Annotated in this window: 4 protein-coding genes and 1 tRNA gene; 3 read left to right on the top strand and 2 right to left on the bottom strand. The window is 68.8% G+C overall.

Features of this window, described 5'->3' with window-relative positions; genetic code table 11:
• Positions 1-257 precede the first annotated feature (257 nt).
• A tRNA-Ser gene (locus PKH97_RS15845) sits at positions 258-347 on the bottom strand.
• Positions 348-360: 13 nt separating this feature from the next.
• The gene (locus tag PKH97_RS15850) at positions 361-795 is read right to left on the bottom strand and encodes a nucleoside deaminase (protein ID WP_324388581.1); all 435 of its coding nucleotides are present in this window, start codon (positions 793-795) and stop codon (positions 361-363) included.
• A 52-nt stretch (positions 796-847) separates the two neighbouring features.
• On the opposite strand from PKH97_RS15850, the gene upp reads away from it, so the two are divergent.
• The 3 genes from upp to PKH97_RS15865 all read left to right on the top strand — a co-directional run.
• Positions 848-1,486, top strand: coding sequence for a uracil phosphoribosyltransferase (gene upp, locus PKH97_RS15855; RefSeq protein WP_324388579.1), 639 nt, complete (start codon positions 848-850; stop codon positions 1,484-1,486).
• A gap of 153 nt (positions 1,487-1,639) precedes the next feature.
• The gene (locus tag PKH97_RS15860; RefSeq protein ID WP_324388582.1) at positions 1,640-1,816 is read left to right on the top strand and encodes a hypothetical protein; all 177 of its coding nucleotides are present in this window, start codon (positions 1,640-1,642) and stop codon (positions 1,814-1,816) included.
• Between the two features lie 11 nt (positions 1,817-1,827).
• Positions 1,828-2,460: PH domain-containing protein (locus PKH97_RS15865; RefSeq protein WP_324388580.1), on the top strand; the 633-nt coding region annotated here is incomplete at its 3' end.

Consider the following 2,460-nt stretch of genomic DNA (forward strand, 5'->3'; position numbering starts at 1 on the left):
CCCGGCGCGCCGACGACGCCGATCACGGTGCGCCTCCCCACGGGGCGCGGCCGCGCGAGCACGCGGGCAACCAACTCGCGCAGGCTGGGATCGAGGTCCATGGGCAGTAGTTCTAGCACTGCGCGGCCGCGAGTCACCGCACACGTGACGGACGCACAGCTCGGCTATGTCCTCGAACGCGCCGCCGACGTCCTGCGCGGCCGCGAGGCACCGCACACGTGACGAACGCCCCGACGCGGATGGTCGAGGCGTTCGGCTGGCGGTGGCGCAGGGATTCGAACCCTGGGTGGAGTCACCCCCACACGCGCTTTCGAGGCGCGCTCCTTAGGCCGCTCGGACACGCCACCGCCGAGCAGGGTACTAGAGGCGGTGGCCGGCGAAGAAATCGAGGAGCATCTGGGCGCACTCCGGCTCGCGCACCCCGCCGATCACCTCGCAGCGGTGCGTGGCCCGCCGGTCGCGGGGGATGTCCCAGACCGACCCGCACGCGCCAGCCTTGGGATCCCAGGCCCCGAAGACCACGCGCTCGACCCTGGCCAGCATCAGCGCACCCGCGCACATCGGGCAAGGTTCGAGGGTCACCGCCAATGTCGCCCCCTCCAACCGCCACGAGCCCGTATGCCGTGCTGCCTCCCGGAGCGCGACCACCTCAGCGTGAGCAGTGGGGTCGCCATCGCCCTCCCGCGCGTTCCAGCCGACGCCGAGGACCGACCCATGGGCACCGATGACGACCGCGCCCACGGGCACGTCGCCAGTCGCGAGCGCCGCTGTGGCGGCGTCGAGAGCGAGGCCCAGCCACTCGGCATACGGGCTGGGAGGCGGGAGCGGCACACGATAAGTTTCGCGTATGCGCATCCTGAAGGCCGACCACCCGCTGATCGCCCACAAGCTGACCTACCTGCGCGACAAGCGGACCGACAGCCCGACCTTCCGGCGCCTCGCCGAGGAACTGATGACGCTATTGGCGTATGAGGCAACCCGCGACGTGCGCGTCGAGCCCTTCCCGATCGAGACGCCGGTCGCACCGACGACGGGCATCAAGCTCGCCAATCCCAAGCCGCTGATCGTGCCGATCCTGCGAGCCGGCCTCGGGATGCTCGAAGGCATGGTGCGTCTGCTGCCCAGCGCCGAGGTCGGCTTCCTCGGCATGCAGCGTGACGAGGAGACGCTGGCGATCACGACCTACGCCAACCGGCTGCCGGAGGATCTGACCGGTCGCCAGGTCTATGTGCTCGACCCGATGCTCGCCACCGGCGGCTCGATGGCCGATGCGCTCCGCTTCCTCATCGAGCGAGGAGCCGATGACATCACGGCCGTATGCCTGCTCGCCGCCCCCGAGGGGATCGCTCACCTCACGCGGGAGATGGCCGACGTCACCCCGCCGATCACCCTGGTGGTCGGATCCGTCGATGAACGCCTCAACGAAAAGGGTTACATCGTGCCCGGTCTGGGCGACGCCGGCGACCGGCTCTACGGCGTGGTGTAACCCGCCACCGCTCACCCGGCGAGCCACGGTCGCGAGTAACAATCTGGCCGCGTTGAGTTGGAGTCACACACGCCTCATACGGCACACTGGCACCATTAGTGCGATTCTGCACCACAGCCGCGCCCTGCCCCGGGCCGCCGAAGGAGGTCCAAGGTGTCGATGCCCCCGGTCAAGAAGATCGTGGTCTGGCTGATTGTCATCTTCTTGCTCTACGCCATCTTCACCAACCCCAACGACGCCGCCGATCTGGTGGCGCAGGCGTGGAACATCATCGAGAAGGCCATCAAGAACATCTTCGAGTTCTTCGACTCCCTGCTGCGCAAGACCTAGGCCGGCCTGGGATGAGCGCGCGGCGAAGGCATCGTCGACATCCGCATGTTCCCCGGCCGGGCGACCCGCTCGTCGCGCCCGTCAACCACGAGCTCTACCGCAACAAGACCCGCGATGAGGACTTCACCCTCAACGTCCACCAGCACCCGATCTCGCTCTGGCGCCCGGTGGCGGTCGCCCTCGTCGCGACCCTCGTCCTGATCGTCATGCTCGGCGACGATCGACTTCCGTTGCCCGTCCTGCTCGCCTTCCTCGGGGCGTGGGCGTATGTCGCGTGGCGCGAGGTCGAGCGCCGCCACAACTCCTTCGCCGCGACCAACAAGCGCGTGATGATGATCGTCGGTCTGATCAGCAGGTCAGTGCCGATGATGCGGCTGGGCAAGGTCACCGACATGCGCCTCGACCAGCCGATCCCCGGCCGGCTCCTGGGCTACGGCACGATCACCATCGAGAGCGCCGGCCAGGATCAGTCGATCCGAGAGTTGCGCTACACGCCCTATCCGACGCAGGTCTACCGCCGGCTCAACGAGACGATCTTCGGCGACGAGTTCGACGACGACGACGAACCGACAACGCCCGAGCGCGCCCCGCTCGCCCGGCTCGCCGGCTGGGTCGGTCACGGCGCCCGCCGGCGGGCAGCCGCC

The organism is Nostocoides sp., from assembly GCF_035343835.1.
In the GTDB taxonomy this organism is placed as follows: domain Bacteria; phylum Actinomycetota; class Actinomycetes; order Actinomycetales; family Dermatophilaceae; genus Nostocoides_A; species Nostocoides_A vanveenii.

Excerpts from the sequence above, each read along its gene's own strand:
- upp (WP_324388579.1), top strand. The coding sequence starts at position 848 with ATGCGCATCCTGAAGGCCGACCACCCGCTGATCGCCCACAAGCTGACC.